At 63.1% G+C, this 3,327-nt stretch carries 2 protein-coding genes; one reads left to right on the top strand and one right to left on the bottom strand.

Annotation, left to right across the window (positions count from 1 at the left end; translation table 11 throughout):
- Positions 1–98 precede the first annotated feature (98 nt).
- Entirely contained in the window at positions 99–1,268 is a 1,170-nt protein-coding gene (locus VEJ16_14515) for an IS481 family transposase (GenBank protein HYB10877.1), read from the top strand.
- A gap of 327 nt (positions 1,269–1,595) precedes the next feature.
- Here VEJ16_14515 and VEJ16_14510 read toward each other — a convergent pair whose 3' ends face one another.
- Positions 1,596–3,020, bottom strand: coding sequence for an MATE family efflux transporter (locus tag VEJ16_14510; protein HYB10876.1), 1,425 nt, complete (start codon positions 3,018–3,020; stop codon positions 1,596–1,598).
- Between the last annotated feature and the right edge of the window lie 307 nt (positions 3,021–3,327).

The following is a 3,327-nucleotide window of genomic DNA, read 5'->3' as shown; positions in this document are numbered from 1 at the left end:
CCGGGTCAAGTGTTCAGCCCGGGGACATCCTGGACGGGTGTTCGGAGACATAGCCGACACTTCAAGATCGCATGGAATTGGCTGGAAGGAGGCCGTCCATGCCCTGGCGAGAGGTGTCGAAGATGGATGAGAGACGGGAGTTTGTTCGCCTGGCCCGGTTGGAAGGGGGCAACCGTCGCGAGCTGTGCCGGCGGTTTGGTATTCACCCGGAGACGGGTTACAAGTGGCTCAAGCGGTGGCGTTGTGGCGAGGACCTGACGGACCGCTCGCGGCGCCCGCACGCGAGCCCTGCGCGAACGCCGGCCGAGATGGAAGCGCGCATTCTCGTGGTTCGCGATGCCCATCCGGCGTGGGGTGCTCGCAAGATCGCGCATTGTCTGGAACGGGAAGGTATCGAAGCGCCGGCGGCCTCGACCGTGCACGCCGTTCTTTATCGTCATGGCCGCGTTGGTCCGCCGCCGGCGCGAGGCGTGGCGGACCACCGCTTCGAAAAGGACGCGCCCAATCGCCTGTGGCAGATGGACTTCAAGGGCTGGATCCGGCTCGACAATGGCGAGCGATGCCACCCGCTCACCGTCCTCGACGACCATTCGCGCTACAGCCCTTGCCTGAAGGCCTGCACCGATCAGCAAAAGCCCACGGTTCAAGGTCATCTTGAAACGACATTCATCCGTTACGGCTTGCCCGATGCGCTGTTCGTAGACAACGGCACGCCGTGGGGCGACGCCTCCGGCACGCACTGGACAAGGTTGCGGGTTTGGCTTCTCAAGCTCGGCGTCGAACTGATCTACAGCACGCCTTATCACCCGCAAAGCCGCGGCAAGAACGAACGCTTCCATCGCACGCTGTCCGACGAGGTCTTCGCCTTGCGCCGCTTCCACAACCTGGCCCAAGTGCAACGCGCCTTCGATCAATGGCGCGAGGTCTACAACTTCGAGCGGCCCCACGAGGCGATCGGCATGGCCGTCCCGGCCGAGCGATACCGGCCAAGTCCGCGTCCATTCCCCCCAACCTTGCCGAAGATCGACTATGGCGAGCACGAGATCGTCCGCACCGTTCCCGCGTCCAGAGACTACATCTGCTTCAGGGGCCGTCTCTGGAAAGTGCCAGCCGCCTTTCGTGGCGAACGTGTCGCCATCAGGCCACGAGGCCATGACGGACGATACGGCGTCTTCTTCGCCTCACATCAAATCGCTACCATCGACTTGACCAACCCTAAAACCGTCGGTCATGTCTCCGAACGGGCGTCGGATATCTCCCCGGGCTGAACATCAAGCCCGGGCATGACGTCAATGGGGTGTTTTGCGCACAGCGCTGAAACGTTACCGGTGCGCCAAAATCTAAATCGGACAGCCCCGGACTCTCCCTTCGCCATGCGTGCCCCCGGGACTTCTCCCTTCGTCATGCCCGGGCTTGACCCGGGCATCCACACGAACGGGGAAGTCCGGAATCATTTATCGGACACAATGCGCTACTGCGCTTTGAATCCGAAATTCGCTCCCGGTCCCGCCCCCTAATGTGGCGAATTTCGGATTCGCCACACGAGGCGGTGACGATCATCGGGCCGACGTTCATAGACGGCCGGCAGAATGCCTTCACTCTGCACTTTCCGCCGACTGGGCGAGTGCGAGCCGCATCGCTTCGCCGCGCCATATAGCCGGCAGCCGAACCGAGGAAAGCCACCAAAAGCGCGTTCCAAGCACGATGACGGACGCGAAGCTTGCAAATGCAATAGCGAGAAGCAGACCGATCGACTTAAGACCCGCCGGAAAGGCGAGCGCCCAGCCAAGCGGAACCATGATGATCACATAGGAGAGCAGATGGAGTGCCGTGGGAAACCACGTGTCCGTGCATCCGCGCAGCGATTGCACGACGACGCGCTGGCCGCCATCGGCGAGCAGCGTCACCGCAACGATCGCGATCAGCGGTGCTGCAACGCGGGCCACGGCGTCATCCATCGTGTAGAGCTTGGCGAACGAATCGGGTGCAATCACCAACGCCAGGCCCGCGCACGCGACGACGACCGTATTGAGCCCGAGGCCGAGCCAGCCGGAAAGACGGAGTCCATGCTCGTCGCGCCGGCCGAACGCTCGGCTCACGAACACGGCCGTCGCCGAACTGATACCGAGCGCGAAAGTGAAGATAATGCTCAACAGGCTGAGCGCGATCGCATAGGCCGCGACATGCACTGTGCCTATGATGCTGGCCATCAGGTTCATCGCCATGAACGCGCCGGACTCGATCCCGAGACTGAGGCCGTCCGCGTGTCCGATGCGCCGCTGTTGCGCCCAGCTCCGCCACGACCCGCGCTTCGGCGTAAGAACACCGAATCGAACAGCCCCCCGAAACCGAAATGCGAAACCGATAAGGCCGAGTGCCAGCACCACGCGCACGATCAATGTCGCGAGCGCAGCCCCTTCCGCGCCGAGTGCGGGGGCGCCCAAATTGCCGTAGACGAGGACCCAGTTGATGCCGATGTTCACGATGACGCCGAGCACCACCATCACCACGCCCGGCAGCGGGCGGCCAATGCCCTCGAGGAAAAACGTCGTCGTGACGAAAAGCAGATAAGCCGGAAGCGAAAGTCCGATGATGAACACGACGCGGCCGGCCGCGACGGCGAATGGCCGTGGCTCGCCGCTCAGTTGCAGCAGCTCCGTCCCGAAGAGGCTCACACCGGCGCCAACGACGCCGAGCGCCAGCGCATAAGGCAGTGAACGCCGCCACGCGTGGCCGCATTCGGCGAACTCGCCGCGGCCGTAAGCGAAGGCGACCGACACGAGCGTTCCGGTAAGCAGGCCGAGGCCGATCATCTGAAGCGTGCCCGCCACCGAAAAGCCAACGCTCTGGAGCGCTAGTTGATCGGGTCCCGCATGACCGACCATGACCACGTTCGTCAACTGGAGAAGCGCATTCCCGGCGCGCGCAACGACGACCGGCAGCGCAAGTCGGCAAATGCCCGCGAGAATTCGTCCGGCCGAACCCTCACGCGAACCAGGCGGGGAAACATTCACGCTCATGACGTCGATCCGGGTGTGCGGCAAGGCCGTTCATTAACGCTTCGTTCATACCATATCCGGCAAACTCGCCATCAGGTTTATGGCGCCGGTCGAGGCATCGAGCAAAGTGGGCTTGTCTGGATCGGTCGCCGTTCTCCTTCCATAACTAGCCCCGCCTCGGCGGGGCTTTTCTTTTGCCGGCCGGCGCCCTGCTCATCCGGGGGCGTGAGCACAAGCGAATTGCGGAATCAAAGCACCGTTGTGCGATGTGTCCGGCAAACGATTCCGAACTTCTCCATTCGTGTGGATGCCCGGGTCAAGCCCGGGC

The organism is Alphaproteobacteria bacterium (assembly GCA_035625915.1).
In the GTDB taxonomy this organism is placed as follows: Bacteria; Pseudomonadota; Alphaproteobacteria; order JACZXZ01; family JACZXZ01; genus DATDHA01.
This window is presented reverse-complemented; position numbering and strand designations above follow the sequence as displayed.

What these genes read in the sequence shown, in the direction of transcription:
- VEJ16_14510 (HYB10876.1), bottom strand. Translation starts at nt 3,020, where the DNA reads ATGAGCGTGAATGTTTCCCCGCCTGGTTCGCGTGAGGGTTCGGCCGGA.
- VEJ16_14515 (HYB10877.1), top strand. Translation starts at nt 99, where the DNA reads ATGCCCTGGCGAGAGGTGTCGAAGATGGATGAGAGACGGGAGTTTGTT.